20 protein-coding genes are annotated in these 23,497 nt (G+C 73.1%); 7 read left to right on the top strand and 13 right to left on the bottom strand.

Going from position 1 to position 23,497, the window contains the following annotated elements:
* The first annotated feature begins 18 nt into the window (after nt 1-18).
* Nucleotides 19-1,389: a hybrid sensor histidine kinase/response regulator gene (locus WME89_RS22285; RefSeq protein ID WP_438011139.1), complete on the top strand. Its 1,371-nt coding sequence runs from the start codon at nt 19-21 to the stop codon at nt 1,387-1,389.
* 194 nt (nt 1,390-1,583) lie between these two features.
* On the opposite strand, the gene WME89_RS22290 is transcribed toward WME89_RS22285, so the two are convergent.
* On the bottom strand, nt 1,584-2,684 hold the full coding sequence (locus tag WME89_RS22290; RefSeq protein WP_438011140.1) for an FG-GAP repeat domain-containing protein: 1,101 nt from the start codon (nt 2,682-2,684) through the stop codon (nt 1,584-1,586).
* Nucleotides 2,685-2,730: 46 nt separating this feature from the next.
* Between WME89_RS22290 and WME89_RS22295 the strand changes: the two genes are divergently transcribed.
* A complete protein-coding gene (locus WME89_RS22295; RefSeq protein ID WP_438011141.1) occupies nt 2,731-2,916 on the top strand; it encodes a hypothetical protein in 186 nt (61 codons plus the stop codon).
* A gap of 21 nt (nt 2,917-2,937) precedes the next feature.
* On the opposite strand, the gene WME89_RS22300 is transcribed toward WME89_RS22295, so the two are convergent.
* The 3 genes from WME89_RS22300 to WME89_RS22310 all read right to left on the bottom strand — a co-directional run bounded on the left by WME89_RS22300 (nt 2,938) and on the right by WME89_RS22310 (nt 8,302).
* Complete coding sequence (locus tag WME89_RS22300) at nt 2,938-4,950, bottom strand: SIR2 family protein (RefSeq protein ID WP_438011142.1); 2,013 nt, start codon at nt 4,948-4,950, stop codon at nt 2,938-2,940.
* 73 nt (nt 4,951-5,023) lie between these two features.
* The gene (locus WME89_RS22305; RefSeq protein WP_438011143.1) at nt 5,024-6,097 is read right to left on the bottom strand and encodes a DUF2169 domain-containing protein; all 1,074 of its coding nucleotides are present in this window, start codon (nt 6,095-6,097) and stop codon (nt 5,024-5,026) included.
* A 30-nt stretch (nt 6,098-6,127) separates the two neighbouring features.
* On the bottom strand, nt 6,128-8,302 hold the full coding sequence (locus tag WME89_RS22310) for a type VI secretion system Vgr family protein (RefSeq protein ID WP_438011144.1): 2,175 nt from the start codon (nt 8,300-8,302) through the stop codon (nt 6,128-6,130).
* Nucleotides 8,303-8,411: 109 nt separating this feature from the next.
* On the opposite strand from WME89_RS22310, the gene WME89_RS22315 reads away from it, so the two are divergent.
* Both WME89_RS22315 and WME89_RS22320 read left to right on the top strand, forming a co-directional pair.
* Entirely contained in the window at nt 8,412-9,290 is an 879-nt protein-coding gene (locus WME89_RS22315; protein ID WP_438011145.1) for an Fpg/Nei family DNA glycosylase, read from the top strand.
* Nucleotides 9,291-9,454: 164 nt separating this feature from the next.
* The gene (locus tag WME89_RS22320) at nt 9,455-10,201 is read left to right on the top strand and encodes a hypothetical protein (protein WP_438011146.1); all 747 of its coding nucleotides are present in this window, start codon (nt 9,455-9,457) and stop codon (nt 10,199-10,201) included.
* A 172-nt stretch (nt 10,202-10,373) separates the two neighbouring features.
* Here the strand turns inward: WME89_RS22320 and WME89_RS22325 are convergent, their stop codons facing one another.
* From WME89_RS22325 to WME89_RS22350, 6 genes are all read right to left on the bottom strand, one after another.
* Nucleotides 10,374-11,456, bottom strand: coding sequence for an AI-2E family transporter (locus WME89_RS22325; RefSeq protein ID WP_438011147.1), 1,083 nt, complete (start codon nt 11,454-11,456; stop codon nt 10,374-10,376).
* 488 nt (nt 11,457-11,944) lie between these two features.
* On the bottom strand, nt 11,945-12,475 hold the full coding sequence (locus tag WME89_RS22330) for a pyridoxamine 5'-phosphate oxidase family protein (protein ID WP_438011148.1): 531 nt from the start codon (nt 12,473-12,475) through the stop codon (nt 11,945-11,947).
* 198 nt (nt 12,476-12,673) lie between these two features.
* The gene (locus WME89_RS22335) at nt 12,674-13,666 is read right to left on the bottom strand and encodes a zinc ribbon domain-containing protein (RefSeq protein ID WP_438011149.1); all 993 of its coding nucleotides are present in this window, start codon (nt 13,664-13,666) and stop codon (nt 12,674-12,676) included.
* Between the two features lie 8 nt (nt 13,667-13,674).
* Nucleotides 13,675-14,721, bottom strand: a complete 1,047-nt coding sequence (locus WME89_RS22340; RefSeq protein ID WP_438011150.1) for a hypothetical protein — start codon at nt 14,719-14,721, stop codon at nt 13,675-13,677.
* Between the two features lie 43 nt (nt 14,722-14,764).
* Complete coding sequence (locus tag WME89_RS22345) at nt 14,765-15,736, bottom strand: alpha/beta fold hydrolase (RefSeq protein ID WP_438011151.1); 972 nt, start codon at nt 15,734-15,736, stop codon at nt 14,765-14,767.
* Nucleotides 15,737-16,233: 497 nt separating this feature from the next.
* Entirely contained in the window at nt 16,234-17,253 is a 1,020-nt protein-coding gene (locus WME89_RS22350) for an extensin family protein (protein WP_438011152.1), read from the bottom strand.
* Between the two features lie 77 nt (nt 17,254-17,330).
* Between WME89_RS22350 and WME89_RS22355 the strand changes: the two genes are divergently transcribed.
* From WME89_RS22355 to WME89_RS22365, 3 genes are all read left to right on the top strand, one after another.
* On the top strand, nt 17,331-19,175 hold the full coding sequence (locus tag WME89_RS22355; RefSeq protein WP_438011153.1) for a M14 family zinc carboxypeptidase: 1,845 nt from the start codon (nt 17,331-17,333) through the stop codon (nt 19,173-19,175).
* Between the two features lie 337 nt (nt 19,176-19,512).
* A complete protein-coding gene (locus tag WME89_RS22360; RefSeq protein WP_438011154.1) occupies nt 19,513-20,121 on the top strand; it encodes a DUF4360 domain-containing protein in 609 nt (202 codons plus the stop codon).
* A 103-nt stretch (nt 20,122-20,224) separates the two neighbouring features.
* Nucleotides 20,225-21,322, top strand: coding sequence for a hypothetical protein (locus WME89_RS22365; RefSeq protein WP_438011155.1), 1,098 nt, complete (start codon nt 20,225-20,227; stop codon nt 21,320-21,322).
* Between the two features lie 57 nt (nt 21,323-21,379).
* Here WME89_RS22365 and WME89_RS22370 read toward each other — a convergent pair whose 3' ends face one another.
* The 3 genes from WME89_RS22370 to WME89_RS22380 all read right to left on the bottom strand — a co-directional run bounded on the left by WME89_RS22370 (nt 21,380) and on the right by WME89_RS22380 (nt 23,375).
* Entirely contained in the window at nt 21,380-21,805 is a 426-nt protein-coding gene (locus WME89_RS22370) for a hypothetical protein (protein WP_438011156.1), read from the bottom strand.
* 185 nt (nt 21,806-21,990) lie between these two features.
* Nucleotides 21,991-22,590 carry an RES family NAD+ phosphorylase gene (locus WME89_RS22375; protein WP_438011157.1) on the bottom strand — a complete coding sequence of 200 codons (600 nt, stop codon included), beginning with the start codon at nt 22,588-22,590 and terminating at the stop codon, nt 21,991-21,993.
* A 152-nt stretch (nt 22,591-22,742) separates the two neighbouring features.
* A complete protein-coding gene (locus WME89_RS22380; protein WP_438011158.1) occupies nt 22,743-23,375 on the bottom strand; it encodes a hypothetical protein in 633 nt (210 codons plus the stop codon).
* Between the last annotated feature and the right edge of the window lie 122 nt (nt 23,376-23,497).

Raw genomic sequence — 23,497 nt, forward strand, 5'->3', positions numbered from 1 at the left:
ACAGGCCCGGTTACCGCCATGGCAGCACGCTCACTCCACGCCCACGTTGATGAGGAGGTCGGCGGCGGCGACGCGCTGGGTGCACCAGCGAGCCCGCTCGCATCCGGCACGAGGCTGGCGCCGGAGCGCCCTGCGCTCGTCCTGCTCGTGGACGACGATCCCGGCACGCTCGAGCTCGTCTCGCAGGCCCTCGACAGCCAGCCTCTCGACCTCGCGGTGGTCAGCGACGGGGAGACGGCGCTCGAGCGGGTCCGGCTCGACAGGCCTGATCTGGTCCTGCTCGCCGCGGCGATGCCGGGCATGGATGGCTTCGAGGTATGCCGCCGCCTGAAGGCGGATCCGGCGACGCACGAGATCCCGATCCTCCTCGTGACCGGGCTCGCCGACCCGGCGAGCCGGGCGCGCGCGTTCGAGGCCGGCGCGGCCGATCAGGTGACCAGGCCGCTCGTGCGCGAGGAGCTCGCGGCCCGCGTGCGGACGCAGCTCGCCGCGCGCGCGGCGTGGCGGGCGCTCTCGGCGATGAACGAGGAGCTCGCGCGCGCCCACGCCGCGCTGGAGCCCGAGGTGGCGCGGCGGACGGAGGAGCTGCGCGCGGAGATTCGGCGCCTCCAGCGGAAGATGAAGCAAGGCCAGGCCGCCGAGGGCGAGGCGCAGCGAGCCCAGGAGCGGCTCGCGCAGCGGAACCAGATGTCGGCCATGCGCGCGCTCGCGGCCTCGCTCGCGCACGAGCTGAACCAGCCGCTGGCCGCCATCCTGAGCAACGCGCAGGCTGCCGAGCGGCTGCTCGGGCGGATCCCGCCGGACATCGCCGAGGTGCGGGCCGCGCTCGAGGACATCGTGGCGGACGATCGCCGCGCCGGGCAGGTCATCCAGCGGATGCGCGCGATGCTCCGCGAGGGCGAGCTCAGCGCGGCCGCGCTGGATCTGAACGCGCTCGTCCGCGAGGTGGACCGGCTCATCGCCGGCGCCGCGCTCGTCGCGGGCACGACCGTACGGACCGAGCTCGCGCCGGGACTGCCGCGGGTCGAGGGCGACGGCGGCCAGCTCCAGCAGGTCCTCGTCCACCTGCTCGCCAACGCGCTCGACGCCGTCGCCTGCCGTCCGCCCGCGGCGCGCCGCGTGGTGGTGCGGACGCGCCTCGCCGACAGGGGCCGCGTCGAGCTCTCCGTGGCGGACTCGGGTGAGGGCGTCCCCCCGGCGGACCTCGAGCGGATCTTCGAGCCGTTCTTCACGTCGAAGCCGGGGAGGCTCGGCGTCGGCCTCGCGGTCAGCCGCTCCATCGTCGAGGCGCACGGCGGCCGGCTCTGGGTCGAGCACAGCCCCGGCGAGGGGGCGACGTTCCGCTGCGCGCTGCCGGTGCTGGACGAGGAGGCGCGCCCCGCGGGGTGATCCCGGCGTCCCGCGACCGGGGCTCGGGCGGAGCGGCCGGGCCAGCGCGGATGCGTCCGGCCATGAGCGCGCGTTCCGAGGAGCGGCTCCGTGGGCCCGCGACCAGGAGCTCGCCTCCGTCGCTTCGCAAGTCCGCAAGTCCTCAAGTTTCGCGCCGGTGGGAGGCCGTCTTGGATGGACGCGAGGATCCTGCCCTAGCGTTGTAGGAAGACGAAAGCGCCCTTCTTGTTCGAGATGACGATGTCCGGCCGGCCGTCTCCGTTGCCGTCCGCGACCGTGAGCTGGGTGCCTACCCCCGAATCGTCATCGATGAGAACGGGCTGGAAGTCGACGCGTTCCGCCGCTCGCGCCTGCTCGAACCAGTAGAGCCGGGCCGGCGCGTCGAAGTCCGGCATGCCGGCAGGCACATGACCCCAGAAGCGCTCGCCGCTCACGAGGTCCTGGAGCTGGTCACCGTCGATGTCGGCGTGAGCGAGCGCGTGCGGCTCGTGCATGAACACGCTCGACGCGGCATCGGGTGTGGTCCTCGGAACGACGACGTGCTCCACGAACGCGGTGCCGGCCGCGTTCGGAACCTGCTCGAACCAGGAGAGCCCGTAGCCGTGAGCGGCGAGCGTGGTCGCTATGTCCGCGTCCCCGTCGCCGTCCACGTCGACCACCGGCATCTGCGCTCCCCCGGCACCGAACGGCTGCTCGACGCGCGTGAACGGCAAGCCGTCGGGCGACTCTGGGCTCCGCGTGAAGTAGCCGCTCGCCTCGACCAAGTCGCTTGCGCCGTCCCCGTTGACGTCGCCTGCACCGAGGCCGTGCGTGAACGCGCCGTACCCCCGATTCTCGGTGAGCGCCCGGAAGACCCACGGCTCGGTCGGGTCCACGCCGGGCGACGACGTTCCGAGCACGCCCCCCGACATGTGCACGAGCTCGGGCACGCCGTCGCCGGTGATGTCGGCGAACAGCGGCGACTCGTTGTCGATCGACCACGGCAGCGTGTCGTGACGAGCCCAGAGCGCGTCGCCGTCGCGCGGGTTCTGGTACCAGGCCGCGGGCATACCCGGAAAGCCGACGACGAGGACGTCGGTGAACCCGTCGTGGTCGAAGTCGTAGGGGAACTCGAAAAAGCAATCCGAGTAGCCGTGCGGATCGAAGGCTTCCTTCGGCCACACGGGATGGCTCGTGCCATACCCCGGACCCTCGTACCAATCCGGGCCCGCGATGACATCCGTCACCCCGTCGTGATTGAAGTCCGCAAAGCTCGCCCCTTCGCAGGTGAACTCGCGGTGCAGCGTGATCTTCACGAAGCGTGCGTCGAGGGCGGCCTCACGCGGGAGCGGTGGGGGCGCGGTGACGGTGCCCGCGGGCGGCGCGTCGGTGCCCGCGTCGACGGGCGCGCGCGAGGATTCGGCCGCGCAGGCGATGACCAAGGCGAGCGGTGTGCAGCGCAATAGCCCCATTCCCGAAGCCATCTCCGAGCGCTTAGCACGTCGCTACTTTTTCCGGCGACCGCTCGTCATCGACCGGTTTTTCTGACGGGATTTCTGACGCACGGAACTAGCGCCGGGGCGAGAAGACGACGATCGAGGTGGGCGTCACCAGCAGATCGTCCGCGCTCGACGGCTCGACCTTGCTCGGCCGGGGCAGGATCTCCGTGCTCCACCGCGCCGGGGCGAGCCCGCAGAGCGCCTTGATCTCGCCCACGCGCGTCGGACCGCAGGCGGTCACCGCGAAGATCTCCGAGGTGCCGCCGGCGTCGCGGATGTCGACCCAGATCTTCATCATGCCGGACGACAGCATCTCCGCGACCGGGACCTTGCCGGCGACGACCGGGAACCAGATCGCCGGCGAGAGCACGTGGTGCTCGAGGTGCTCGATGCCCGCGACAGGGTTCTCGCGGAAGAACTCGCGAAAGCCGGCGAGCGTCTGGACGAACGGGTGGAGCGGGTGCCACAGCCGGTGCTTCCCCGAGGCCACCGGGCCGATGTGCACGCGGCGGAACCCCGCGGCGTCGACCGCGCGCAAGGCCGCGCAGACCGCTTCCGCGATGACGCCGAGGTCGCGGCTGTCCTCCGGGCCGTCGTCGCCGGCGGCGCGCGGCGGCTCCGGTCGGCGGTCGCGGGCGGCGACGCCGAAGATCGGCGCGTCGCCGAACCGGAAGGCGTACGACGGCGCGCCGTCCAGCGGCCGCCAGCCACCGGGCGCCGTGTCCGCGACGAGCCCGGCCTGTCGCGCCATGTCGAGGAAGTCCTTCGCCTGTGAGCCGAGGAGCGGGCGGTTGTCCGCGGGCGTCCGGCCCACGCTGACGACGACGCACGCGCGGCCGTCCCCGGCGCCGGGCACCGAGAGCGGCGCGTACCGGAGCCGGAGCCTCCGCGCCCCGCCAGGGGGACACGTCGCGCCCTCGGACAGGCTGAACCCCAGCTCGTCCGGCATCCACGCCCCCGGCGCCTTCACGGCGCTCCCCGGCGCCTTCACGGCGCTCCCCGGCGCCTCCATTGCGCCCGAGGGCGCCTCCACGGCCCCCGACGTCGCCGGCGCTCCCCCCGACGTCGCCGGCGCCCTGCGCTCCCAGACGGCATCGGTCAGCCGGCCGATCAGCTCCGGGAGCTCCGAGTAGTCCTTGTAGAACACGGGGGCGATGCCCAGCCGCGTCTGGAGGAAGCGCACGTCGAGGGTCTCCCTGCGGTCGGCGGAGAACAGCGCGAAGTGAGGGTGGGGACCTGGCCCGTAGTGGTGGGCGATCTCTCCGAAGAGGTTGATGAGGTAGTCCTCGAGGAGGCCGGAGCCGAGGAACAGCAGCGATCGCCGGGAGAGGACCTCCGCGAACGCGCGCCGGAAGTGCGGCTGCGCGTTGACGGCGTGCTGGTACTGCTGGTAGCCCGCCACCACCTGGCCCGCGAGCTCGGCGCGGCGCCGCGCGTCGAGGACGAGCTCCTCTTCGAGCACGTCGAGCCGCGCGGCCTGCCCTCCCAGGAAGCCCTGCAGCGCCCACAGGATGGGCCGCGTCGGGGATTCCAGCGAGCGGAGGACCTTGTGGCAGTCCTCGACGCTCCGCCCGAGCACCTCGGGGACGTCGGTCTCGTCCCGCCTGGCTTCCCGGGAGGGCGTGCCTGCCCGGCTCACGCCGGCCATCTCGCCCGCGCGGGACTGCCGCATCCGGCTCACCGCGTACAGGTCGTCGTAGTTCGTGGTGAGGACGAGCGGCCAGTAACAGCGCGCGAGCGCCGCCGTCTGCGCCGGGACGTCGCACGCGCCCGCGGGCTTGCCGCCCTGGCTCAGCGCCTTGCGGTACGCGTCCGCGCGCGCCTCCGCGTCCAGGCAGGCCAGCCCGAGCACCGCCTTGTCGGCGAGCCGGTACAGCTCCGAGGTGTCCAGCCTGGCGTCCGGTCCGGCCTCCCTGAGGTGCGCGGGCACGTCGACCCCCGCCGCGTCGGCGAGCCCCCGGAGCAGGTCCAGCCAGCTCGTGCACGCGGGCCTGCTCATCCCCGAGCCGATGAACGGCGCGAGCACGCCCCGCCGGTACGCGCTCGCGAGGTAGGGCAGGATGTCCTCGAATCCGATCTCCATCAGGTCCTCCTCCGTCACCCCGCCGCCGCGCGCCGGCGCTCCTGACCGGCCCCACCGCGCTCCGCTCGCGCCCTCAGCCGTCCTCGTGGACGACGCGGTAGCTCCCCGGGATCGCCCCGGGCGCCGCCCCGTCGTACAGCGTCACCGAGCGCCGCTCCTCCTTGCGGACCCGGTACTCGAACACGCAGCGGAGCGAGAAGAACACCCGGCCTTCTCCGGCGACGATCCCGATCTGATCGAGGTGCATGGGGAACACGTACTGCCGCTCCTCGAGCTGCACGTGGACGTGCATCCGCAGCGCCGGCATGGCGAACGCGAGGTCGCCGCCGCGCAGGCCGTGCGAGAGCCGGATCCCGTCGCCCGGCTTCGGCTCGCCGCCGGCCTCGATCATCATGCCGGGGTGCCCCATGTTGAAGAGCGTCGGCAGGATGTCCGTGTGCCGCATCGTGAGCTCGGGCGTCCTGCCTGGCGCGAGCCGGCTCGGGCTCGGCATGGCGGCGCTCGTGGCCGCCTTCACGCGGAGCGCGCCCGCGCCCGGGTAGTACCCGAGGCCGACGGGGTCCGGGCTGTCGCCGAACGCCGTGAGGAGCCGGCCCGGGTCTTCCAGGTTCGGCAGCGGCTTGCCGAGCGCGTTCTTCGCGTCGAGGTAGAACCCGCGCCCCGCGGGGTTCGGCGTGAACGGCATGTCGAGGCCGTAGTCCGTGGGGCACGTCCCCCCGAAAGCGCGCTCGTAGCCGAGCTCCATGGACACGAACGGCTCCGGCTCGCTCGGGACCAGGCTCCCGCCGGCGCCCGGCACCCAGGTGCGGTCGCCGAGGACGGCGATCCGCCGCCGGAAGCTCCTGCCCACCTCGAGCTCGACGTCGAGCCGCGGCCTCGCCGCGCCGCCGGGCTGCCGCACCTTCCCGCCGAGGAGCACGTCGATCCCGCCCATGTAGAACGGCTTGTCCCCCGGCATCGGGCCGAGGGGCGTGGGCGCGGGCGCGCTCGAGATCGGCCAGGGCTCGTCGGGCGTCGCGGCGAGCGCGCCGCCCGCGACGCGGTACGTGGGCCGCGCGATCACGCAGCCCAGCATGTGATCGTCGCTGCGCGACGACGCCGTCCTGAGGAGCAGCGCCGGGTGCCTTGTCTCGTTGCGTAGCTTCACGGATCCGGGTCTCTCCGCCGCTCCCCGCGCTCAGCAGTTCAGGCGCACCGTCCCGCCGGTGAGCTCCTCCGTGGCCGTCCCGTTGGTCACGTAGACCCCGCTCGCGGTGATCTCGATCCGCGCGGCCTTCGTGCTGGCGTCCTTCGCGTTGCCGATCTCGAGGACGATCATGTCCTGCGCGCGGATCCGGATGGTCGAGTCGGCGAAGAGGGAGATGTTCGGGCCGCCGATCTGGATCTCCTGCTCCGACTCGACGCGCACCGCGCCGCTGCACGTCACCTCGAGCGCGCCGTCTGTGATCCCGCACTCCAGCGAGCTCGCGGTGAGCGAGCAGTGCCCGTCGACGACCTGCTGCATCGTGCCGCCGACCGACAGCGTGCTGTTGCCCGCGACGCTCCTCGACTCGTCGCTCAGGATCGTGACCTCCTGGCTCCCCGACACGGTGACCGTCCGATCGCCGTACACCTTGACCGACGCGTCCCCGCCCACGCACGCGCTGCGATCGCCGGCCACGATGTCCCGCCGATCGCCGGTCACCGCGACGGTGTGGTCGCCGGCGACCGAGACCCAGCTGTCGGCGCCCACCGTGGTCGTCTGATCGGCCGCCACCGTCCTTGTCTCCGCGCCGCCCACGGTCACGGCCCGCGCGCCCGCGACGGTCACGGTCTCCGCGCCGCCCACGGTCACGGCCCGCGCGCCCATCACCGACAGCGCGTCGTCGCCGCCGACGCTGCGGCTCGCGTCGTTCCGCGCCTCGACGCTGAGGTCGCGCTGGGCGCGCAGGTAGACCTCTTCCCGCCCCGACTGGTCCTCGAAGCGCAGCTCGTTGTATCCGCCGCCCCCGGGGGTGGACTGGGTCCTCAGGGTCGACTTGGTCTTCTCGGCGGGGAGCGCGTAGGGGTAGGGGCTGACGACCGTGTACACGCGGCCGGTCACGATCGGCCGATCCGGGTCGCCGTCCAGGAACTCGACGAGCGCGGCGCTGCCGACGCGCGGGATGTGCATCGCCCCGTAGCCGGCCCCCGACGTCATCTGCGCGACGGGGACCCAGCACGCGTTCTCCGCGTCGTTGCCGTTGCGATCCCAGTGCAGCCTGACCCGCACCCGCCCGTCGCTGTCCGTCTCGATCTCGGCGCCCTGCGTCCCGACGACGGTCGCGGCCTGCGGGCCTGCGATGCGCGGCTTCGGCGTCCTGCACGGGGCGCGGAACGCGACGCCGGCGGGCACGCACTCGAAGGTGCAGAGATAGCCCTCCCTGGCGTCGGGGCGCACGGCGTGGTGGAGCCTCGTGACGAGGTACTCCGCGTTGAAGCTCTCCCGCGGGTGGTCCTCGAGCCGGAACCGGGCGCCGGGGGCGAGCCGCACCGAGTACGCCTGCCCCTGTCCCACGGCGGCGGTCGCCTGGAGCGCGTCGAGGCGGTCCTGCGCCGCGGGGCTCGCTGGATACGCGAACACGGCGAGATCCGTGTGGCGGCCCTTCTCGGCCGCCCTGTCCACGACCGACGCGGGGTTCTCGAACGGCACCTCGCGCGTCGTGACCTTCCCTGGCCGCACCCGCTGCGCGAAGCTCCACGAATCGATGCCTTCGCCCGTGTGGAGCGCCCCCGCCACGGGGCGATACCGCAGCTCCTCCGGCGCGATGGGGGAATGGACCGACGCCGTGTCGGAGATCATCAGCGTCGAGCCGGCCTCCGTGTGCTCGAAGTAGTAGAAGATGCCGTCTTCTTCCATGAGGCGGCTGAGGAAAGCCCAGTCCGACTCGCGGTACTGCACGCAGATATCGCGCGGCTCGTAGCGGCGCTGGAGCACCACCTCGTAGCGCCGGATGCTGCCGAGCTTCAGCACGCGCTCGATGACCTCGGCCGTGGTGACGCCCTGGAAGACGCGGCAGTCGTACCGCTGGTCGAGCAGCCAGACGTCCGGCACCAGCGTGGCGCGGTAGGCCGCCTCGTGCGCCGCGGTGTGGACCTGCTCGAAGCGGCTGACGATGCCGTGGATGTGGCGCGCGGCGCCGCCGCGCTCGAGCGTGAGCGCGGCCCGCTCGGCGACGAGCGCGTCGAGATCGAGGCATGTATCGGCGCAGAGGACGGTGATCTCGAAGCCATAGAGCTCCGACATCGCCTCCGTCCCGGCGAGCTCCTTGACCGCGAGGGGGGTGGGGAGCCCGTCGATCGTGAGCGCTGCGCGGACGATGGTCGCTGCCATGGAGAGCCTCGAGAGCGTCGGGGGTTCCGGCCATGAGAGCCCAGCTCGCCTTGGGCTGTAAACCCCTTGCGATCCGGCCGTGCTGCACCAAGAGCATCCGGAGACGCTCATGCCTGAAGGCGACACCCTCTTCCGGATCGCCGCTGCCCTCGGCCCTGCCCTGGAGGGCGCGCGCGTCCTCGCGCTGGAGCTGCCCCGGAGCGACCGGCGGTGCGATCAGCTCGTCGGCCGCCGGGTCGAGCGCGTCGAGGCGCGCGGCAAGAACCTCCTCATCTACTTCGATGACGGCACCGTCCTCCACACGCACCTGCGCATGAGCGGCGCCTGGCACCTTTACCGGGAGGGCGAGCGCTGGAAGCGCTCGGAGTCGACGGCGACGGCGATCCTCGCGGTCCCGGGCTACGTCGCCGTCTGCTTTCGAGCGCCGATCGTGCGCCTGCTCCGCGCGAGCGCCGTGCGCGGCGACCGGCTCCTCGGCAGCCTCGGCCCGGATCTGCTCGCCGACGGCTTCGACGCCGCGGAGGCGCTCCGCCGCCTCCGGGCCCTCGACGACGTGCCCCTCGGCGTCGCGATCATGGACCAGCGCGTCGTCGCCGGCATCGGCAATGTCTACAAGAGCGAGCTCCTCTTCCGGAAGCGGCTCGACCCCTTCGCCCCGGTGCGGGCGTACTCGGACGAGGAGCTCGCCGCCATGATCGACCTCGGCCGCCGGCTCCTGCAGGCCAACGTCGAGCCGCGGGATCCTGCTGGCGCGTACCGGGGCCCCACCGCGCATTACCTCCACACACGCACGACGCGCACCGGCTTCGACCGGGGCCGGAGGCCGGTCGCCGTGTACGGCCGCGAGGGGCGCGCCTGTTTCGACTGCGGCGCCGCGGTCCAGATGCGCCGGCAGGGGACGATGATGCGGTCGACCTACTTCTGCCCGCGCTGCCAGCCGACGCGCGCCGCCCTGCCGCCGCCCGATCCAGCGCCGCCGGCGCCGTGATCCGGGTCGTTGCGGGCCGGGGCCGCCGGGCGTCCCACCGTCACTCGAGGCGGCGCTGCGTTCCGGGCGGTTGCGACGCGCCGGGCGTGACGGCGCTTACAGACCTCGTATCGAGGGGCACGATCTCCAGATCTTTCATTTCATTCGATCGTACGGTCGACCTCATGCGACCTGCCTTGCTCCTGCTCGTGCTTGCGTCTGCGTGCAGCCACTCCCTGGACGAGCCCACCTCTCCGGGCGCCGAGGGGGCGGCCGGCGCACCGTCCACCGCCTCGCCCTCCGCTCCAGCGGCGGCCCCCTCCGCGGCGCCTGCTGCGGCCGCCGAGGTCGACGCCCGCTTCGTTCCGCTCATCGCCGCGGCCTTTCGCGACTACAAGGCCTGGGGCCGCGTCGACGATGAGCTCCGCTGGGCACCCTGGCTCTGCCGCCTGCCGCTGCCCGGGCGCGCCCGCATGAGCGCCGCCGACGACGGCGGCCACGCCCGCAAGCTCTATTCGGTGTTCGCCAGGCACCGTGACCGCTATCCCCTGGTGGAGGCTGAGGCGCCCGTGTCTCAGCCGGTGGGACAGGTCCTCGTCAAGGAGAGCTATCATCCCGAGCTCGTGGAGGCGGCGCCCGAGCTCCCGTCGGATCAGCCCCTGCCGTCGAGCGATCCTGCCAGGCCGCCGGACCACTTCGATCCCTACGTGCGCGACGGCGACCGAACCTACCGCGCCGCTCGCTTTGCTGGCGCCTACGTGGTGTTGAAGGTCGCGCCGGAGACGCCCGGCACCGACGCGGGCTGGGTCTACGGCACGGTCACGCCCGAGGGCGAGGTGACCTCCGCCGGCCGCGTCGCGTCGTGCATGGGCTGTCACGTGAGCGCCCGCCACGAGCGCGTCTTCGGGATCGCGGCTGCCGCGGGGCCCTGACGGGCTCGAGATTCCCGGGCTCACCTGGCGGTCGAGCGCGGCGTGCTCGCCACTGTACATCGAGGGGCTCCCCGGCAGAATCTGAAGGAGCTTTGAAGAGCTCGTCACAGCAGAGTTGCTGGTCACGAAGAAGCGTAGATACGGACTGGAGATCCCCCGCAGCTCCCCGGGGCTATCCGGACCGCCGCGCCCCCGCCACGCTCGGCCGCAGCAGCGATGGCGGCGGCGGCGTGTCCTCTCTGACGGGCGTCACCTCGTGCTCCTCGGGCGCGGGCGCCATCAGGCGCGCGATCCACGAGAGCCCGTCCACGTTCTCCAGCGTGATCTTCGCGACCATCATGATCGGCACCGACAGCAGCGCCCCCGAGGGCCCCCACAGCCAGCCCCAGAAGAGCATCCCGAGGAGGACGGCGAGCGGCGACAGCCCCAGGGTTCGCCCGAGCACCCGCGGCTCCAGGACGTTGCCCACCAGCAGGTTGACCAGGAGATACCCGACGGCCACGATGGCCGCGGTGCCGGGGCCCTGGCTCGCCAGCGCGGCGAGCACGGCCGGGATCGTCGCGACCGCCGCGCCGATGTTCGGGATGAAGTGCAGGACGAACAGGCTCGACGCCAGCAGCAGCGCCAGGTCCACGCCCAGGAGGGTCAGCATGATGTAGGCGAGCACCGCCACGAGCAGGCTCGTCAGCATCTTCACCACGAGGTACTTCTTCACCTCGCGCACGATGCGGTCGACGTGCTCCAGCCCGCGCCCGGGGTCCGAGATGACCGCCCGGAGCTTCGCGCCGGCGCCCGCGAACTCGCAGAGCGCGAAGAAGACGACGAGGAGCACCACCCCGAGGTTCGACGCCGCGCTGGCGACGGTCACCGCCGCGCCGCCGAGCAGCGGCACCAGCGACGCCGTGTGCAGCGTCTTCGACAGGAACTCCGGGTTCACCGGCAGCCCGCGCTCCGTGAGCGTCGCGGCGATCGCCACGGTCATCTCGGAGGCACGGGCCAGGTAGGCCGGCACCTTCTCCTCCAGCTCCACCCCGGCGATCGTCACCACCGCCCCGACGAAGGCCAGGATCCCCAGGTCGACGACGAGCGCGGCCAGCGCCCCGACGGCCGGCGGGAGCCCCCGGCGGGTGACCCAGCTCGCGATCGGCGACGAGATCGCCGCGAGCGCGATCCCGAAGAGCACCGGCACGAGGAAAGGTTCCGCGTAGCGCAAGCCCACGATGACCACCACGGACGCCGCCGCGATCATCACCATTTGAGCTCGACGAGACATCGTGAAGATCGCCATACCAAACCTCGCTTGCCGGGTTCCCGCGTCACGCCCACTTCCAGGGGGAGCGCGCAAGTCATCCCGGGGATAGCAAGGGATGCGCCAGCTCCGTCCCGCTGGTTCCACCGCGCGCGGCCACCCGCCGGTCCCACCAGGTGGCGAGGGCAGACGCGCGGCCCCCGCGGGATTCATGGGCTCGCCGCGTCCCCACCTCCGTGGCGCGAACACGCCCGCGGCCCTTGATGAGCGCGGACGTGAGGCCAGCCTGCGCGCGGCGGTGCGATCTGCTACGCGCGGGCTCGTCGGTAGGACGGGACTCGTCGAGCGGACTGTGAGGGGACAGACTCAGGAGCACCGCACCTGGCGGGCGGCGCGATGTCGCATGCGGCGCCGCGCCACGCAGGTGGGGGCGCAGCGCCGCGCTCTGTTCAGGGCGTCGCGGCGGGCCGGCGCAGCGCGCCGGCGGGGCGTCGCTACCGCGCAGACGTCATCCTGTCGCTCGGCGCCCCGCCGTTGAGCGGCACCGTGGCGTGCTGGCTGGCGTCGGTCTTCGGGGTCGTCCCGCTGACGTAGGCCTTGACCGCCTCGACAAGGAACCTCAGGCCGGCCGTGCCCTCGTTGTCCCAGTACTCGCCCTCGCGCGGGCTCACGTGGATGAGCGCGATGTGGGGGTCGTCCTTGCCCTTCGGGAAGTAGACCTTCGCCTCCTCGGACCACAGCTCGTCGATCTTCGCCCGGCTCCGCACGATCGAGGCGCGGCCCGAGAGCGAGAGATAGCGGCGCTGCTCCTGGAGGGTCACGTTCACCTCCGGGTTCGACTCGATCTCGTCGATCTTGCCCGAGTCGATGCTCGTCATGAACCAGATGTCTCCGGTCCCGTCGTCCACCTTCACGAGGGCCATCGGACGCGCGCGCAGCGTCCCGTGGCTGGCCTGCGTGACGAGCATCGCGTTGCGGAACTTCTTGAGGATCTCCAGCAGCTTCTCTCGCGATCCGTTTTCCATGTTCTCCTCCTTCGTGTTCCGCCGCCAGTTGCGAGATCTGGACCAGCGCATGTCCACGCGAGGGAAGGGGAGACTCAGGGCCCTTCTCACGACCTTTCTGCGCCGCACCGGGCGCGCATTCGAGGCATTCCGCCACATCGATGCAGCGGTCGCGCCGGCGGATCGCCCTTAGCGACGGGTATGCGCGCGGCGCGACGCCTATCTGGCGCGGGAGAGCGCGAGCGCCGCGACGACGATCACGACGAGCGCGATCGCGCCGGCGATCACCAGCGCCACCTTGCCCCACGCGACCGGCGCGGCGCCCGTGACGCGGCCCGCGTCCTGGCCGTGCACGACGGCGCGGTAGCTCCGCCCCTTGTAGCGGTACGCGAGCACATACGACGGCAGCGCCACCCGCCGCGTCTCCAGCGCGCGCAGGAGCACCGCCACGTGCACGTTGCGGAAGGTGGACCCGGGGATCACGCCCTGCTTCAGCGCGTCCTCCGCCGTCGCGGCGATCCCCTCGCTGAGGACCTTCCGCGCCGCCGAGCGCTGGGCGTCGAACTGCTCCAGCACCGCGTCCGGCGGTCCGAGCTGCTGCTCGGCGCGGTGCGCGGCCGGCACCATCCGGTCGAGCCGGAAGGAGGGCGCGAGCTCCCGGGACTCGTCGAGCGAGAGCCCGCGCGACGCCGACACGAGCAGGCCGCGGAACGGCAGCTGGGCCTGTCCGGCGTGCGGCGCCCAGGCGCTCAGCCGGGCGCCCGCGTTGGAGTCCGCCGTCCAGCTCACCAGGGCGTCCACGTTGACCAGCCAGCCCGCCCACCAGATCGGGCGCAGCCCTTCCACCGTGGCCGCGTGCGCGAGGTCCGACGGCCGGAAGAAGCCGAGCGTCGACATCCACTGCCGCAGCGCCTGGCCGGCCTGCTCGGGCGTCACCCCGAAGGGGAGCAGCCAGTCGGCCTGGTCGACCGGATCCACCGGCTGCTCCAGCCGCGTGACCGCCCCGCAGAAGCGACACTTCGGCGCCTGCGCCTCGGCCGAGTACGAGACCGCGGCGCCGCACTCGGTGCACCGCAGCACCTGCACCCGCTGCGGCGCCGGGGCGCGGTCGACAGGCGCGGCGAGGCCGCAGACGGCGCACCGCAGGTCGCCCGGCTCGAGCGGGCCCTGGCAGCGGGCGCAGCAGCGCGCCACGGCCGTGGACGTCCCCATGCCGAGGCTCATCGCGCCCCTCCGGTCGGCGCAGGCCTGCTCCCGCCGGGGCGGACGGGCGCGGCAGCGGAGACTGACGGCCGCGCGACGCCGCGCCGTTCGTCGTGACCGCTGTCGCGCGCCGCGGTCACGACGAACGGCGCCGCGATGAGGAGGAGCACGAGCAGCACGGCGAGGGCGATCTTGACCCAGGAGAGGGGGGCCTTGCCGTGGATCGCCCCGGTCTGGCCGTTGATGAGGACCCGGATCGGCGGCTTGCGCGGGTCGTGCCGGATCGCGAGCACCCAGAGGGGCACGTAGAGCAGCTCGAGCGTCTCGCGGTCGAGGCGCGTCTCGTGGGTGAGGCCGTGGTGGCTGTCGCCGGGCATGAAGCCCGCGAGGTCGCGGCCGATCTTCTCCAGCGCCTCCCGCCGCGCGAGGGTGTAGCACTCGTCCAGGGTCATGGTCGGCTCCTCGGCGATCCAGCCGCTGAGCACCGCGGGCGTGTAGCGCCGCATCGTGCGGAGGTCGAACGGCTCCACGGCCTCGAGCTCGGCGTTCGGGACGGCGCGGGACGCCACGACGAGCACATCCATGACGTAGGTGGCGTGCTGGCCCTCGAGGTGCCGGTGCTCCGTCCTGGTGACGGTGCGCGTGCGGGTGACGGAGTTCCCCTTCTCGTCGGTCGTCGTGTAGGTCTCGGTCTCCTGGTAGTCCTCGCCGATCTGGGCGGCGTAGCCCGTCTGCGCCATCGCCGAGTAGAGGTAAGCGGGCGTGTAGACGCCGCGGATCGCGTCGATGGTCCCCTTCTTGACGCTGGACTGCACGAAGAGGCTCCGCTTCCCGAGCCACGCCTTGACCGCGCCCTGCGCGCTCTCCCTGGTCGTGGTGAAGCCGAGGACGAAGTGCGGGTCCGGGCGGTCGTTCGAGGGCGGCCGCTCCACCACCGACGGCGAGGCGCAATAGGGGCACACAGCGGTCCGCTGGTCCGCTTCGACGCGCAGCGAGGCGCCGCAGGTCTCACACTCGAGTTGCACCGGCGCCCGAGGGAACCGCACCGGGGGGCGCGGCGTCAACAGGGAACGGGGCGGCGGCGTCAGCGACCGCGGCGGCGCGGCGTCAGCAGGGGACGGGCGGCGGGCGGCTGCCGAGGTCGGTGGGAGATGCGGAGTCGTCGCCGGCGTGCTGCGGTGTCGGCCGGAGCAGCGGGGAGAGGGAGCGCTGCGCCCACTGCCTGATCGGGGCGTCCGGCCAGGGCTGCCACCGGGGGCTCGCCTGCCGCGCGACCGGCACGGCCGCCGCGCGCGGCGCGCGCGCCCCGGGGCGAAGGCGCGGCGAGGGGCACGGCTCGTCGAGGAAGCGCAGCAGATCGGGGGCGAGGTCGGCCACCGCTTCCCGGTGCGGGTAGTGCCCTGCCTTGGCGTAGCGCCGCACGGTCACGCCCTCGAGGTAGAGGTCGACGTCCGCCGCGTGGCGCGCCGGGATCACGGGGTCGCGGTCGCCCCAGTAGACGGCGAGCGGCGGGATCTCCGGGAGCCGGTGCGCGATGTCCAGGAGGTGCTCGCGCTGCCCGCGCAGGTCGACGGCGTGGCGGAGCGTGCGCGACAGGGCGCGCGCCGTGCCGGGCCGGGCGTTCACCCGCGCGAGGTGCTTGCGCTCTTCCGCGTTGAAGTTGCCGCCGAGCACCAGCATCCCCGCGTGGGTGCCGACGCCCATCAGCACCGGCGCGGCCAGCTCCAGCAGCCCGCTCACCGCGGCGAAGCGCAGCGGCAGCGCCACCTCGCTCCCGAAGCCGCCGGCGGCGACCATCCCGAGGCGGTGCACCCGCCCCGGCCTCTCGATCGCCACGCACATCGCAATGCTGCCGCCGAACGAGTGCCCGACCAGATCGAAATCGCTGAACCCGAGGGAGCGGATCCATTCCGCGGCCACGTTCGCGTACCATGCGACCGTGTAGGGCGCGTCGGGCCGCGCCGAGTGGCCGTGCCCGGGCAGGTCGAGCGCGACGACCCGGCGCCCTCCGGCCGCGAGCGCGGGCGCGAGCCGGTTCCAGGTCCTACAGCTATCGGACAGGCCGTGAACCAGGACCACGGGGCGCCTGTCCGCGCCGCCATTCCGGGGAGGGCACCACTCCTGCCAGTGGACCTCGCCAGCGGAAAAGACGCGAACATGACTGCGACACGTGACCGACATGTTCTTCATGCAGAGTTTGCACGAAGATCCGCATCTGTCCAGATTGCACACCCATCACGTCTGCACTGCAGGCGGCTACATCTCGTGCCGCGAAGCGTGTTTCGCATTCGGTGTAGGTCAGCGGACGCCAGCGTGCGCCACGCTGGGATGCGCGCCGAACAACGCTGTCATGGGATTTGTGCGGGTACGGCGCGATTGCGGTGAGGCTGTGTGGCCGCGCGCGATGGCGCGGTCGGCCCACTGGCGCGAACGCAGGCGACTGTGCCTCTCTTCATCTTCTTTCTCCCGGAGCTGCTCTCCTGGCTTTCCTGGCGGTTTCTCCTCTCTCTCTCTCCGCACCTGTCACGCGCCAGCCGGCCAGTGCAGCGGAGCGGCCTCCCCCGGCGAGGCCCCGCTCATTCCAGCAGGAAGTAGTGCGCGTCGCGCTTGATATCGAGGTGGAAGTGGTCCGCGTGCGCCTCGTTCGCATTGGGCGTGAGGACGACGTTGAAAAGCCCGCTCGCGTGGACGGCGCAGATGATCTCTCGCAGCTCGATGGCCTGAGGGGTGGGCTCCTTCGGCTCCGACCCGGGGCCGCACGGCGGCGCGCCGATGGCGCCGTGCCAGTCGGCCTTCACCTCGAGCCGCGTGCCGTCGGCCTTCACCAGGGCGGCCACGTCGATGGCGAGCCCGAGGGCGTGCTGGCTGGGCCGCGCGGGCGCCGGCGCCGGCTTCTTCGGGGGGCGCCCGCCCGGCTTCGCCGCCTTGCCAGCGCCCTTCGGGGCCTTCTTGGTCGCCTGCGGCTTCGCTTGCGCCTTCTTCTTCTTCTTCGGCGCGACGGCGCCGGCGGGCGCGGGCCGGTGCATGCTGACGTGCACCACCTCGGCGATCCCGCGCGTCGCCAGGAAGGCGGCGAGGTCGTCGAGCGCGAGGACCAGCCGGCAGTCGGCGATGTCGAACGGGGACGTCGACCTGGGCTTCGCCACGCCGTCGCCGCGGAAGGTCACCCCGTGCAGCGCGCCCGTGAGCCGGACCGGCAGGTCGACCAGCGGGGCGCCGCGCGCCGCCGGGGCGTGGGGGATCCCGCGGCGCTTCATCTCCCTGTCGCAAGCCTCGCTCGAGAGCCCTCCGTAGGTGGCCGCGCGCGACGCGGCGGACCACACGGGCTTCTCGAACGGCGCGGCCCCCGCGTCGCCGCCGCCGTCCAGCAGGCCGGCGTCGGCCACCAAGCTGGCCCCGCCGTCCGCCAGGAGCTCCCCGCCGTCCGCGAGCGCCGCCGCCGCGCTGGCCGGCGCGACCGGGCCCGCCGCCGGGGGCTCGACCCGCTCCGCCCCGCTGCGGCGCAGCGACGCGATCCCGAGCGGCGTGAGGAGCGCCGCGCCGCCGATCAAGGCCGCGCCGAGGGCCAGCGCACGGCGGGGAGGGAGCGCGCTCATCCTCGGCGGAGCTTACCTCGCGCCGGACCGAGGGAGCACGCCTTGCCGTTGAGCGCGGAATTTGGTCGACTCCCGCGATGATTCGCCCCCGCGCCGCGCTCCCTGGCCGCGTCCTTCGCCGCGGAACCGCGCTGATCTCGCTGGTCGCGGCCTGCCAGGCGCCTGCGCCCGGAACGCCGGCCGGCGCTTCAGGGAGGGCGCCCGCGCCGCCGGCGCCGCCGCCGTCGCTCGTCACCGAGGCGGAGCGGACCGGCTTCCAGCGCACCGGCCGCTACGCCGAGGTCGAGCAGCTGTGCCACGGCTTCGAGCAGGCCTACCCGGGCCGCGCCCGCTGTGTCCGCTTCGGCACCACGCCCGAGGGCAGGCCCATGCTCGCGATCGCCGCCTCCGCCGACGGCCTGCTCGACCCGGCCGCGACCCGGGCGAAGCGGCGCCCGGTGATCCTGTTCCAGGGCGGCATCCACGCTGGCGAGATCGACGGCAAGGACGGCGGCTTCTGGGCGCTCCGCGAGCTGCTCGACGGCGTCATGGCGCCGGGCGCGCTCTCCGCGGCCACGGCGATCTTCGTGCCGGTGTTCAACGTCGACGGCCACGAGCGGTTCCGCCGGAACCAGCGGCCCAACCAGCGCGGGCCCGAGGAGATGGGCTTCCGCACCACCGCGCAGAACCTCAACCTGAACCGCGATTACATGAAGGCCGAGGCGCCCGAGATGCAGGCGATGCTGGCGCTCCTCGACGCCTGGGACCCGGTGGTCCAGGTCGACCTGCACACGACCGACGGCGCGAAGTTCCAGCACGACGTCGCTGTCATCGTCGAGCCATCGACGCCGCACCCCGGCGGCCTCGACGCCGAGGCGCGCGGCCTCTCCGAGGCGCTCCAGGCGCGCCTCTCGGCGCTCGGCCACCTCCCGCTCCCGTTCTACCCGTCGTTCCGCGAGGACGACGACCCCGCGTCCGGGATCTCCGCCACGCCCGGGTCGCCACGCTACTCGCAGTCCTACGGCGCCGCCCGCAACCGCATCGGCGTGCTCGTCGAGACGCACAGCTGGGCCACCCACCCCGCGCGGGTCCGCGCGGTCCACGACCTCCTCGCGGCGCTGTTCGAGCGCGTCGCCGTCGGCGCGGGCGCCCTCCGCGCCGCCGCCGACCGCGCGGACGCCGCCGGCGCGCGCCTCGCCGGCGCCCCCTTCGCCCTCACGCACCGCGCGTCGCCGGCCTCGCGCGTCTTCCCGTTCCGCGGGTTCGCGTACGAGAAGCGCCCTTCGGAGATCTCCGGCGGCACGTGGACGCGTTACGACGAGGCTCGCCCGGAGGTCTGGCGCGTGCCCCTGTTCGACCAGATCGAGCCGGGCCTGACCGTCACCGCGCCCGCCGCCGGCTATGTCGTCCCGGCGGCGCACGCGGCCTGGGTGGCCGACAAACTGCGCCTGCACGGGGTGCGCTACCAGCTCCTGCCCGGGGCGCGCCCCGGCTTCGCCGTCGAGGCGTTCCGGGCCGACGCCGTGTCGTTCGAGCCGTCCTTCGAGGGCCGGACGCCCGCGAAGCTCCAGGGCGCCTTCCGGCCGGAGCGGCTCGACCTGCCGAGCGGCTCGCTCTTCGTCCCGATCGCGCAGCCGCGGGCGCCGCTCGTCCTGCACCTCCTCGAGCCGCTCGCGCCCGACTCCCTCGTGGCCTGGGGCTTCTTCAACGCCGCCTTCGAGCGCAAGGAGTACATGGAGGCCTACGTCGCCGAGGAGGAGGCCCGCACGATGCTCGCCGCCGATCCGGCGCTGCGCGCCGAGTTCGAGGCGCGCCTGCGCGACCCTGCGTTCGCGAAGGACTCGAGGGCTCGGCTCGACTTCTTCTACAGGCGCCACCCGTCCTGGGACGAGCGTGTGAATCTGGTGCCGGTGTTCCGGGTCGCCGCCTCGCCGCTCCCGTGATCGCGGTCCACCGCGTCAGGCAGCGTGCGCGCCTCGAGAGCGGTGCACGCGCCGGGGGCGCCGTGGCCCGAGGAGCCGTGTCTTCCCCTTTCGTCGCGCTCCGGGTTCTGGTCGAAAGTCCGTGAGTCCCGCGGGCGCCGCTTCGCTCCGCGGTTCCCGGCCCTCGGCGGGCGCCGATACCGGACCAGGGTGAGAGTGCGCCGCGCAGGTTGCGCGGCGCGCGCCGCCATCGCATCCTCATCAGGACATGTCGGCTGACCTGCGATAGCGCGATACGCGCGCTGGCGCCGACGCACGACGACGACGCGATGTCGTCAGTCTATGAAAGGGGGCGAGTATGTTGCTGCGATGGGCGTTCGTCTTTTCTTCGGTATTCTTCTTCGCCTTCCCCGCGCTGGCGCAGAACGCGCGGATCGAGTCGTTCACGTATGCCGGCAGCGGATGTCCCGTCGGCTCCGCTGCGGGGGTGATTTCCCCTGATCAGAAGGCGTTGACGGTCATCTTCGATCAGTTCGAGGCTCAGGCCGGCCCGGGCGCCGCCCGCGGCGCGAACCGCTCTTTCTGCCAGCTGGCGGTGGATCTGCGGTTCGATCCGGGGTGGCAGGTGGCCATCTTCGACGCCACCTACCGGGGGTTCGCCGACCTGGAGCCGAGCGTCCAGGGGCTCCACGAGACATCGTATTATTTCTCGGGATCGCCGCTCACCTCCGGTCCGGTGACCTGGAGCATGATCGGGCCTTTCACGAACAACTTCTCGCGCACGGACAGCTTCGCGACAACGGTCTGGTCGGAGTGCGGCACCGTGCGGCCGCTCAACATCAAGACGAACCTGTACGTGACCAACCGCCTGGCGCCGGCGCGCTCCGGGGTGTTGACGAACGACACCACCGACGTCCAGGTCCGGATCGAGTATGGCCTCACGTACCGCCGCTGCCCTGGCCCTTGAGGATCGTCACGGCGCCTCGTGACCGCGGCGCCGCGTGGCGCCGCGCGTTGTCGGGGCGCCGATGCGCTGGTGCTCCCGGCGGCCGGCCTGGTACGCTGACACGATGACGTCCACCCTGCTGATCATTGTGCTGAGCGTCCTCGTGCCGCTCGGGATCACCGCGGCGATCCTCTGGGGGGTCTGGAAGAAGGTCCTCGGCCCGCTCAGGGCACAGCAGCAGGAGCAGCAGCAGCTCCTCCGGATCGGCGTCTCCTGCGCGGCCCGCGTGCTGCAGTACCAGGAGACGGGCATGAAGGTGTCCATGGGCGCTCAGGACTCTTACAGCCTCAAGCTGCTCCTCGAGGTGATGCCGCCGGGCATGCCGCCCTATCAGGTGGAGACGGTCGCGCTCGTGTCGGTGCTGGCGGCCCCTCGTATCCAGCCGGGGTGCATCGTCACGGTGCGCTACGATCCGGCCAATCCCCGCCGTGTCGCCATGGAGACGGCCTATCCGCCCGGGCAGGGTCCCGCCGCCGCAGCGCCGCTCGGCGGCTATCCGCCGCCGGCGGCGTACGGCGCGCCGCCAGGGGCCCAGCCTGGCGTCTACGGCGGTGCGTTCCCGGGGGCCCAGCCTGGCGCCTACGGCGCGCCCCCCGGGCTCCAGCCCGGTGCCCCCCATGGCCAGGGCGTCCCCGCTGGCGCCTACGGCGCGCCGCCCGGCGCTCCAGGCGCCGCCTACGGCGCGCCCCCTGGAGCCTACGGCGCTCCAGGCGCCGCCTCCGGCGCGCCCCCTGGAGCCCCCGGCGCCGCCTACGGCGCGCCTCCTGGAGCCCCCGGCGCCGCTTACGGCGCGCCCCCTGGAGCCCCCGGCGCCGCCTACGGCGCGCCTCCTGGAGCCTACGGCGCGCCCCCTGGAGCCCCCGGCGCCGCTTACGGCGCGCCTCCTGGAGCCTACGGCGCGCCCCCTGGAGCCCCCGGCGCCGCCTACGGCGCGCCCCCTGGAGCCTACGGCGCGCCTCCTGGAGCCCCCGGCGCCGCTTACGGCGCCTACGGCGCGCCTCCTGGCGCCGCGTATGGCGCGCCCGCCGGTGCTTACGGCGCCGCTCCCGGGCATGGCGCGCCGCCTGGCGCTCCTGGCGCCCACGGCCCGGGTCCTGCCGGTGTGGCCGGCGGGACGCCTGGTCCATTCGGGCCCGGCGGCAGCGGCCCGCAGGGCGCCTGAACGGCGCCCGTCTCCGGGCTCAGGCAACGCGCGCGCGGCGGTGCCGCGCTGCCGCGCTCACGCCACCACGCAGCCCGCCGACCAGCCCTGCATCGGCAGGATGGCCTTGAGCTCACCGCCCTCACCGAAGATCAGGAGCCGCGCGAGGATCGCCTCCTTGCCCGCGCCGCAGAGCGGCAGGAGCGCGAGCCGGAGCGCGGGACCATTGCCCCCGACGAACTTGAGGGCGAGCAGCTGCTTCTCATCGCACTCCTCGAGGATCTCCACGTCCGCCTCCAGGCGGACCGGCGCCACCTTCGTGCACACCTTGGCCTCGCCGAAGCTGTCGACCGTGCAGCGGTTGGGATCGAGCGAGAGCTGGACGCGGCATGTCCCCTCTCCGCCGATCGTCTCGATCTGGATCTGGTGAATCGAGATCCCTCTCTGGAGCGGAATGGGCTCCACGAGATAGCCTGTTTCCAGCCGCAGATTCTTGATTTTCATCGCCCCCCCGGGCCGCTCGGCCACGCGCGCCGCGACGCCGCCCGTCGCGCCGCCGCCGCCGCGCGCCTCCTTTCATGGGAAGCACCGGTTGTGCCGGCGCGCTCGAGCGCGGGGCTCGCGCGCGCCGCCGCGTCGTGCCCGGCGAGCGCCCCGCAGGCGCCGCGACCCCGCGCGCTCGCCGGCGCTCAGACGAGCCCGAACCTGTACATATCCAGGAGCCTGGCGAGGAGCGCCGCGTGCGCCGGATCCGCGAGGGAGCCGAGCTCGGTGACCTCCAGCTCCGCGCTGGCGCGCTCGAAGAGCGCGGCGCAAAGGCGGCTCGGGTCGTGCCGCGCGGCGTAGACGATCCCGTCAGGCCTCCTCGGGTGCTCATGGAGCGCGAGCGACCAGAGGTGAGCGGCCGCGTACGACTCCCCCGAGGTGAGGCGGGCATCGGCGCCGAGCCGCGCGAGCCCCTCTCCCGCGAGGTTCACGAGCCGGAGCGGCCGCCTCGGCGCGATGCGCGCGAGCCCGCGCGCGGCGAGCTCCCCCTGCTCCACGAAGCGCACGCCCGTCGCGTGGCCGAACACCTCGATGAAGGCGCAGCGCTCGTCCTTGCCGGCGTACAGCACCCCGAACTCTCCCGCGGGCGCGTCGAAGCGGTTGTCGCCCGAGCGCCCGAAGAAGAGCGGGTCGTGCGGGAGCCGATGAATCCGGAACCAGCACCGCCGGAAGACGGTGACCGGAAGCGGCCTCGCCGCGAGATCGAGCGGCGGCTCCGGGTGAGGCCCGAGCGTTGTCTTCATATCGATTCTGCCCCGCACGAACGGACGACAGGATGGCTTGTGCGCGCGGCGTCCGGCTCACGCCCTGAGCCTTCGTTGCCGTCGCGCGGTGGACGGAGCGCGCTCGCCGGAAACCCTGGCGAGCGCGGCGGCCTCGTCATCGCCGGGCGCTCTCAGGCCGCGCCGTGCTCGCCGAAGGTGCGCGCGGCGCGCCGCACGGGGTCGAGGTCGCCGCGGCGAACCCGGTCGAGCGGCCGCTCGCCATCGAGGCGGTGGTTGCCGGAAAGGAAGAACCGGATCTTCGCCAGCGGCGGATGCTCCTCGAGGAGCGCCAGGATCTCTTCCAGCCCGGGCAGCACGCCGTCGTCCGCGAACTGCCATGCAGGGTAGAGGTGGCCGCGACGGCCGACGTCCACGACGAGGAGCCTCCCGGCCGCGCGCCGCGTCTCGACGGCCTGGGTCGAGAGGTGGAGCACCTCGCCGACTTCGTCCGCGGTGAGCGTCCCTCCCTCGGCCGCGAGGAGCGCGTCGCGCGCCTGAAGGCCGCGGAGGCGGGCCGGCGTGAGCGGATCCGCCGCGGAGAAGAGGCCGACGGCGCTCGGCTGCGTGAGCGCCGTCACCAGGGCGTCCGCATTGCTGGGCGAGGCGACGACCGCGCCAAGCTCGCTCTGATCGAGCCGCTCGGCGACCTGCGTGAGCGCGTCGATGCCTCGCGCCAGGAACGCGACCCGCAGCGGCTCACCGTCGAACTGGTGGAGTCGCTCCGCAATTTCCGCCAGCGCGCTGGAGCTCCGGTCCTTGGCCATGGGTGACCCGTGGGACGATGCAGCGCGGGTGCGGCGCCGTCAACCAAGCGCTCGCCGCCATGTTGCGTCATCCGATCATGCTGAACGGAACGTCAGTGAGTGCATTCCCTGTGTCGCTGGAC

The sequence above is a fragment of the Sorangium sp. So ce321 genome (assembly GCF_051530195.1).
In the GTDB taxonomy this organism is placed as follows: Bacteria; Myxococcota_A; Polyangia; order Polyangiales; family Polyangiaceae; genus Sorangium.

What these genes read in the sequence shown, in the direction of transcription:
- WME89_RS22325 (WP_438011147.1), bottom strand. Translation starts at nt 11,456, where the DNA reads ATGGTGATGATCGCGGCGGCGTCCGTGGTGGTCATCGTGGGCTTGCGC.
- WME89_RS22375 (WP_438011157.1), bottom strand. Translation starts at nt 22,590, where the DNA reads ATGAAGACAACGCTCGGGCCTCACCCGGAGCCGCCGCTCGATCTCGCG.
- WME89_RS22365 (WP_438011155.1), top strand. Translation starts at nt 20,225, where the DNA reads ATGACGTCCACCCTGCTGATCATTGTGCTGAGCGTCCTCGTGCCGCTC.
- WME89_RS22285 (WP_438011139.1), top strand. Translation starts at nt 19, where the DNA reads ATGGCAGCACGCTCACTCCACGCCCACGTTGATGAGGAGGTCGGCGGC.
- WME89_RS22380 (WP_438011158.1), bottom strand. Translation starts at nt 23,375, where the DNA reads ATGGCCAAGGACCGGAGCTCCAGCGCGCTGGCGGAAATTGCGGAGCGA.
- WME89_RS22350 (WP_438011152.1), bottom strand. Translation starts at nt 17,253, where the DNA reads ATGAGCGCGCTCCCTCCCCGCCGTGCGCTGGCCCTCGGCGCGGCCTTG.
- WME89_RS22370 (WP_438011156.1), bottom strand. Translation starts at nt 21,805, where the DNA reads ATGAAAATCAAGAATCTGCGGCTGGAAACAGGCTATCTCGTGGAGCCC.
- WME89_RS22300 (WP_438011142.1), bottom strand. Translation starts at nt 4,950, where the DNA reads ATGGAGATCGGATTCGAGGACATCCTGCCCTACCTCGCGAGCGCGTAC.
- WME89_RS22335 (WP_438011149.1), bottom strand. Translation starts at nt 13,666, where the DNA reads ATGGGGACGTCCACGGCCGTGGCGCGCTGCTGCGCCCGCTGCCAGGGC.
- WME89_RS22360 (WP_438011154.1), top strand. Translation starts at nt 19,513, where the DNA reads ATGTTGCTGCGATGGGCGTTCGTCTTTTCTTCGGTATTCTTCTTCGCC.
- WME89_RS22320 (WP_438011146.1), top strand. Translation starts at nt 9,455, where the DNA reads ATGCGACCTGCCTTGCTCCTGCTCGTGCTTGCGTCTGCGTGCAGCCAC.
- WME89_RS22355 (WP_438011153.1), top strand. Translation starts at nt 17,331, where the DNA reads ATGATTCGCCCCCGCGCCGCGCTCCCTGGCCGCGTCCTTCGCCGCGGA.
- WME89_RS22315 (WP_438011145.1), top strand. Translation starts at nt 8,412, where the DNA reads ATGCCTGAAGGCGACACCCTCTTCCGGATCGCCGCTGCCCTCGGCCCT.
- WME89_RS22330 (WP_438011148.1), bottom strand. Translation starts at nt 12,475, where the DNA reads ATGGAAAACGGATCGCGAGAGAAGCTGCTGGAGATCCTCAAGAAGTTC.
- WME89_RS22310 (WP_438011144.1), bottom strand. Translation starts at nt 8,302, where the DNA reads ATGGCAGCGACCATCGTCCGCGCAGCGCTCACGATCGACGGGCTCCCC.